This window comes from Paraburkholderia sp. SIMBA_054 (genome assembly GCF_046534875.1).
Classification (GTDB): Bacteria; Pseudomonadota; Gammaproteobacteria; order Burkholderiales; family Burkholderiaceae; genus Paraburkholderia; species Paraburkholderia hospita.
Genome location: NZ_JAWRXV010000085.1, coordinates 34,487 through 41,165, shown reverse-complemented (window position 1 = coordinate 41,165; position 6,679 = coordinate 34,487). Strand labels below are relative to the sequence as shown.

At 64.1% G+C, this 6,679-nt stretch carries 6 protein-coding genes; 3 read left to right on the top strand and 3 right to left on the bottom strand.

The features are described from left to right. Positions 1-144 precede the first annotated feature (144 nt). The 3 genes from SB822_RS49695 to SB822_RS49685 form a co-directional block, all read right to left on the bottom strand. Complete coding sequence (locus SB822_RS49695; protein ID WP_079490820.1) at positions 145-807, bottom strand: MOSC domain-containing protein; 663 nt, start codon at positions 805-807, stop codon at positions 145-147. A gap of 27 nt (positions 808-834) precedes the next feature. Then, a complete protein-coding gene (locus SB822_RS49690; RefSeq protein ID WP_410858181.1) occupies positions 835-1,935 on the bottom strand; it encodes an NAD(P)H-dependent flavin oxidoreductase in 1,101 nt (366 codons plus the stop codon). 235 nt (positions 1,936-2,170) lie between these two features. After that, on the bottom strand, positions 2,171-2,920 hold the full coding sequence (locus tag SB822_RS49685; protein WP_007580257.1) for a creatininase family protein: 750 nt from the start codon (positions 2,918-2,920) through the stop codon (positions 2,171-2,173). A gap of 404 nt (positions 2,921-3,324) precedes the next feature. Between SB822_RS49685 and SB822_RS49680 the strand changes: the two genes are divergently transcribed. From SB822_RS49680 to SB822_RS49670, 3 genes are all read left to right on the top strand, one after another. Next, entirely contained in the window at positions 3,325-4,665 is a 1,341-nt protein-coding gene (locus tag SB822_RS49680) for an acetamidase/formamidase family protein (protein ID WP_410858180.1), read from the top strand. Between the two features lie 106 nt (positions 4,666-4,771). Then, on the top strand, positions 4,772-5,683 hold the full coding sequence (locus SB822_RS49675) for a LysR family transcriptional regulator (RefSeq protein WP_086915798.1): 912 nt from the start codon (positions 4,772-4,774) through the stop codon (positions 5,681-5,683). A 34-nt stretch (positions 5,684-5,717) separates the two neighbouring features. Next, positions 5,718-6,635 (top strand): LysR family transcriptional regulator, encoded by a 918-nt coding sequence (locus tag SB822_RS49670; RefSeq protein WP_007580260.1) that lies wholly within the window; start codon positions 5,718-5,720, stop codon positions 6,633-6,635. Positions 6,636-6,679 lie beyond the last annotated feature (44 nt).

Below are 6,679 nucleotides of genomic sequence, written 5' to 3'. Positions count from 1 at the left end.
TGCCTACTTTTCTTTGCGGCGGCAAAGAAAAGTAGGTGCCGCCCCGCACAGGGGCGACGCGTGAACGGCAAACACCACAACGCGGATGCCAGCGCAAAGACAAGCACACCGACCGGCAACGCCCACGCCGCAAAGGCTCAAACCTCACGGCTCCCGCCGAGCCTTCCCGCGCCGCCAGTCGAGAATGTTGCTCACCGACTCCTCCCTACGCCCCGGCACGACTTCAATGCGTGCGCCAGCCTGAATAAACCCCGTCTGCAAGACGCTCAGATACACACCGGCAAACCCGCTCAGATACATATGCTTGACCGCTTTCCTGTACCCCATCGCGGCATTGAGCTTGAAACAGGGACTGCGCGGCGCTTCCACCCGTAACCTGACCTGATCGATCACAAGCGTATCGCCAACCCAAAGATCCGATTCCAGCAAGCCCTGCGTCGTCAGATTCTCACCGAGCATGCCGAATGCCAATGGCTCGCCCGCATCGGGCAGATCGGCTTCGATGCGCCGCTGCCGCCACCACGCATAGTGTTCGAACGGATAGAGATAAACGGCCTTGTCGAGGCCCCCGTGAACGCTGAGGTCCGCCTGCTCGTCGCCCACAAGCCCGAGCTTCTTCACTTCGACCACCGCGCCTTCGCTCGCGCTGCTCACCGAACGCTTGCGGATCGCCGACTCGACGCTCAGACCTTCGGATGCGAGTCCCACGTCGAGCGGCTGGCACACGCCGATGTTGATCGAAAGCAGCCTCGCGTCGCTTACCCGCGCGGTGCTGCCGGTTTCTGCAGGCGTTGTCGGTTCATCCATCGGGTGGCCGTTGCTTTTCTCTATGTGTCAGCGGGCGAACTGCTGCAATCGACGGATCGCTTCGTCGAGTTCCGCCTCGAGCCGCGCGACGAGTTCCGCAGCAGGCAGCGAACGCGCCAGCGCCGCTGCCTGGCCAGCCCATTGCGCGCCGAAGCCGAACTCGCCCTGCGCTTTCGCGGCCGCGTGCAGAGCCTTGCCTGCATCGTAGGTGACGGGGTAATCCGGCGTCGCAGGACGATCGGCCCCGCGGCCCAGTTCCGTGAAGCGGTTGACCATGCTGCGCGCCTGACGGCCCGAAATCGCCGACGTCATCGTGGTGTGAAGCGCGGCATCGCCGAGAATCGCGCGGCGGTAGCCGTCGTCGATCGACGTCTCCGGGCACGGCACGAACGCCGTTCCGAGTTGCGCGGCCTGTGCGCCGAGCGCGAGCACCGCGGCAATGCCGGCGCCGTCCATGATGCCGCCCGACGCGATAACGGGCAAATCGAATTTCTCCACGAGAAGACGGGTGAGCGCGAACGTGCCGAGGCCTTCATCGAAGGCTTGCGTGTCGAACATGCCGCGATGGCCGCCCGCTTCGACGCCCTGCGCGACGATCGCATCGACGCCCGCATCGACCACCTGCTGCGCCTCGTCCAGATTCGTCGCCGACGCCAGCAGCGTGATGCCCGCGTCCTTCAGCGCCTTGATGACTTCTTTCGACGGCAGGCCGAAATGGAAGCTCACGACGGCCGGCTTTTCCTCGACAAACACGTCGAGCATCGCCTTGTCTTCAACAAAGCTCGTGTAGATCTCGGCGAGCTTTTCAGGCGCGCTTGCGCCGTACTTCGCGAATTGCGGCGCGAGCCACGTCAGCCATTCCTGTTCGACTTTTGCATTGGCCGTGGCGGGCGCGTGGCAGAAGACGTTGATGTTGAACGGCGCGCCCGTCAACGCGCGCGTGTCGCGGATCGTCTTGCGCGCCGCGTCGGCTTTCATCGCGCCTACGCCGAGCGAGCCGAGGCCGCCCGCATTGGATACGGCGGCCGCCAGCGCCGGCGTGCTGACGCCTGCCATCGGCGCCTGAATGATTGGCTTACTGATGCCCAACAAACTCAACAGCGGCTTGCCTTCGGAACGAGTGCTCATGTCATGTCCTCATGAAAACGGTTAGCGCATGGACGCGGCCCGCAACCGGAAAGTGGCCGGACGACCCAAAGCCGCCTGGCGCCCATTGCAAACGCTCTCGCCATGCTATCTATACCTCAGATCATCTTTTTCAGCGGACGATGGGTCAACCATTAAGCGGGCAATTCACTCTTGAGTGCTGGGAACAGGTGAAAGGCGCGGCGAAACTCCGCGCCCGTCCCACGCATCAGCCGCTTCAGCCGGGAAGCGGCTCGTTGGCGAACGCGTTCAGTTCGCGCACGAGGCTCGACGCCGCCAGCCGCACCAGTTCACCGCCCTTTTCCGGCGATGCCTGAGCCGGGTCCGAGCCCATGCGGCCATCCGGGTAGCGCGCGCGGAAATCCAGCGCTTCGCGAATCGGGCCGGACGGCGCGATTTTCGGCGAGTAGTCGGCGGATTTGATCGCGTCCGGGAAGGCCCACTGCGTGATCGCGATCTCGGACGGCGTAGCGTGAACGCCGTGTCCTTCGGGGAACTGCTCGCGCGCGAGCTCGCCGACGCCTTCCAGATCCCACCAGTTAGCCAGCTTCATCGCGAAACCTGCGTGACGCTTCGCGAAGCTCGCTTCGACATAGACCTCGGAAAACGCCGCCTCGATCGATGCGATGTTGCCGCCGTGGCCGTTCAGAAACAGGATCTTCTCGAAGCCATGCGCAGCCAGCGAGCGAATCCAGTCGCCAATTGCAGCGATGAACGTGGACGGCCGCAGTGAAATCGTGCCCGGAAAGCCGAGGTGATGCTGCGCCATGCCGATGTTGAACGTCGGCGCGACGAGGATATCAGCGGACTTTTGCGCTTCACGCGCGATGATCTCCGGGCACAGCCAGTCGGTGCCGAGCAGGCCCGTCGGACCATGCTGCTCGTTCGAACCGATGGGCACGACGATCGCGCGGCTTCGCTTCAGGTATTGCTCGATCTCGGCCCAAGTCGAAAGATGTAAAAGCATTGAAACTCCTGTTTTTTCTGCCTCGCGCCGCACACGACGTGGCGCGTTGATCGTGGGGAAATCCGGGGTCCGCTGCCGCAGGCGCGGGCGGCGAACCCTGATCCGCACAAGCGTACAGGCAAATCGGCGCCCTCACCAACAGCAACCAGGTTCACGACTCGTTGTCCGTAAGGCAACGACATTTCGTGGGCCGACTATTGTCCAGCAGGCACCAATCCGGAAGATCGATTCCACGCGGGAAAAATGCCGCGGATACGCCCGATAGCGCGGCGTGCTTTCCACATATATCGCACGCGATTTTATCGCACAGGATTGACACGACGAAAACTCCGCGTATGATCCGACTCACACGCTTTAATCGCATACGATTTATGTCGCACCCCACTTCCAGTCAGGAGACAAGATTGACGACCACGACCGCCCCCTCCGACGCACAGTCCGTCAAGCCACCCGTCAGCCAGCTTCGCGTCGAATCCTATACGAACGGCATTCTCGGCCCGAGCCAGCCGATGCTGGGACCGCTCGCCGACGGCGGCACGCTGATCGCCGGCACGCCGCCCGGCTGCTGGGGCCCGATGATCACGCCCGCGTTCCAGGGCGGCCATGAAGTCACGCAGCCCGTCGCCATCGAAGGCGCGGAGGTTGGCGACGCCGTCGCGCTGAAAATCCAGCGCATGCGCGTGACGTCGCATGCCACGTCGTCCGGTGTGATGCAATTCGTCGAAGGGCGCTATCACGGCGATCCGTTCGTCGCCAAGTTCTGTTCGTCGTGCGGCACCGAGCACCCGGCCAGTCACGTCGAAGGCATCGGCCCCGAAGCGATTCGCTGCGACCATTGCGGCGCGGAAGTCAGCGCGTTCCAGTTCAAACACGGCTACGTCATCGTGTTTGACCAGGAAAACGGCGTGAGCCTCACGGTGAACCAGGAAGTCGGCGACCGGCTCGCGGGCAAGGCATCGGCGATGTCCGCGCTGCCCGAACTGGCCGCGCAGCATTCGATCCTGTCGCTGGCGCGCGCCGACATGCCCGGCCTCGCCGCGCATATGCGGCCGTTCCTCGGCAACATCGGCACGACGCCGTCGCGCGATCTGCCCGACTCGCACAACTGCGCGGACTTCGGACAATATCTGGTCGGCGCGCCGCACCGCTTCAACATGACGACGGAAGAGCTGCACAGCGCGAAGACCGATGGGCACATGGACACGAACTCGGTACGCGAAGGCTGCATCGTGATTTGCCCCGTGAAAGTGCCGGGCGCAGGCGTCTATCTCGGCGACATGCACGCGCAACAGGGCAACGGCGAGATCGCCGGGCACGCAACGGATGTTTCGGGCGAGACCGAGCTGAGCGTCGAGGTCATCAAGAACCTGACGATCGAAGGACCGATCCTGCTGCAGAATCTCGACGACCTGCCGCCGATGGCGCGCCCGATGAGCGCCGACCAGCGCAAGAAGGTCGCCGAACTCGGCGCGCGCTGGGGCCAGCATCACATCGAAGAAAATGGGCCCGTGACGTTCATCGGCAGCGGCGTCAACCTCAATGAAGCGACCGAAAACGGACTGCGCCGCGCCGCCGCCGTCACCGGTCTGAGCTACGAGGAAGTGCTCAATCGCGCGACGATCGCTGGCTCGATCGAGATCAGCCGCTTGCCCGGCACGGTGCGTGTGACCATCCTTTGCCCGCTGGAAATTCTCGATCGGATCGGCATCGGGCATCTGGTCCGGGAGAAGTATCAGTTGGCTTGAGACCTGCTATCCTCTTCGAACACGCGGCGCGGCACCCTGCGCCGCTTCGCGTTGGGCGCCTTGACGGCGCCCAACGCGAACGACATCCGCCGATCACGGAAAGGACATGCAGCGTCAATTCGAAGACCTACTCCTTGGCAGCATCGAACTGTTCTGTTTCGCCGCCGAACTGGAAAGCTTCACGGTAGCAGCGACAGCTGCAAGCGTGACGCCCGCGGCCGTGAGCCGGTCGGTAGCGCGCCTGGAGGAACGGCTTGGCGTGCGGCTTTTCGTACGCACGACACGGCAGATCAGGCTCACGGACGCAGGCCGCCGTTACTTCGAGCAATGCCGTCTGGCGCTCGCCCAGCTCGCCGACGCCGAGCGCGAGGCGACGGGACAGCAGAGCACGCCGTCAGGCGTGCTGCGCATCAGCATGCCGACGCCGTACAGCCACTATCGCGTGCTGCCGCTGCTCGCGGAATTTCGCAAGCTCTATCCCGACGTCACGGTCGAAACGCACCTGAGCAACCGCAACATCGATTTCGCCGACGAAGGCTTCGACCTCGCCATCCGGGGCCGCGCACCGGATGACTCCGGCCTGATTGCGCGCAAGCTCGAAGACGCCGAACTCGTGGTCGTCGCTTCGCCCGCCTATCTGAAGTCGGCGGCCAAGCTGGAGACACCCGACGATCTTATTCACCACGAATGCATCCAGTTCGCGCTGCCGAGCACGGGGCGCAACATTCCGTGGCTGTTCCAACATGAAGGCGAAGAGAGCGAATTGATGACGCGCGGCGGAAACAGCACGTCGGGTGATGTGCTCGCAGGCGCCACGCTCGCGCGACACGACGCCGGGCTTTTCCAGACCTATCGGTTCGTCGTCGAAAAAGACCTGAAGGATGGTACGTTGCGCGAAGTACTCACGCCGTTCGGCGGCCGCACAAGGCCGTTCGTGCTGCTGTATCCGCATGCGCGGCATCTGTCGTCGCGCGTGCGCGCCTTCGTCGACTTTCTCGTCGAAAAGCTCAGAGCCTGAAACGCTCACTCCGAATCTCCTCTCTTCCTCACTCATGCTGCCGAACGTCGATTCGATTGTTGCCCGTCTGCGGCTCAAGCAACTGCGTCTGTTGATCGCACTCGACGAACACGGCTCGCTGCATCGCGCCGCCGATCAAATGGCGCTCACGCAACCGGGCGCGACCAAGGCGCTGCGCGAGATCGAAGCGACCTTCGGCGCGACGCTCTTCACGCGCTCGCAACAAGGCATCCAGCCGAACGAGCTGGGGCGTTGCGTGATCCGTTACGCGCGGCTGATTCATATGGACGTCGCGCATCTGCGCGAAGAGATGGAAGGCATCCTGCAAGGCTCGGGCGGCCGGCTCGCGGTGGGTGCGATCACGGGCGCCGTGTCGGGCGTGCTGGTCGACGCGTTGACGCGGCTGCGCGAGCGGCAGCCGACGTTGACCGTGGAAGTCGTCGAAGACACCAGCGCGCGGCTGCTGACGCTGCTCGATCAGGGGCGGCTCGATCTCGCGATCTGCCGCACGACCGTCGCGCAGCAACCCGATCACTACGACTATGTCGAACTGAGCGACGAGCCGCTGGCGATTGTCGCGAGCCCGATGCATCGACTGGCGAAGGCGCGCAAAGTGAAGCTCGCCGATCTCGCGAAGAGCCGCTGGATCGTCTACCCGAGCATCATGCCGCTGCGCGGCCTGTTCGAGCGCGAATTCAAGGAAGCGGGGCTATCGGTGCCGTCCCATCCCATCGAGACGGCATCGACGATCACCACCGTGCTGATGTTGCAGCGCGACCCGACACTGGTTTCGCTGATGCCGCGCGACATGGCAGCGCTGCTGGCCGATCACGGCCTGGCCCGGCCGCTGGCGATCGAAGTGCGCTCGCGCACCGAGCCATACGGCATCGTGACGCGGCGCGGCTCCGTGCTTTCGCCTGCCGCGCGGCTGATGATCGACGAACTGACGTAGCGCGCGCCGGCGGGGCCGCCTTGCGTTGCCGTCGTTGCGTGACT